Below are 234 nucleotides of genomic sequence, written 5' to 3'. Positions count from 1 at the left end.
ACTCCGCACCCTTCAGGCCGCCCGGCAGTACGATGATGTCGTAATCCCCGTCGGCCACCTGCACAAGCGGTGCATCGGCGAGGATTTTTACGCCGCGTGAACAGGTGATGGTCAGATTACCGTCGCTGGCGACGCTGGCGGTGGTCACGTTAATGCCGCCACGCACCATCAAATCAATGGTGGTGACGGCTTCTGCCTCTTCGCTACCAGGGGCGAGGCAGATCAGTGCTGACG

Annotated in this window: 1 protein-coding gene; it reads right to left on the bottom strand. The window is 61.1% G+C overall.

The window, feature by feature from the left end:
* A partial coding sequence (locus ACPYOI_RS37120) for a DJ-1/PfpI family protein (RefSeq protein ID WP_481424313.1) occupies positions 1–234 on the bottom strand: 234 nt, incomplete at both ends.

The organism is Rhizobium sp. SVR5-2C (genome assembly GCF_056755115.1).
This window is presented reverse-complemented; position numbering and strand designations above follow the sequence as displayed.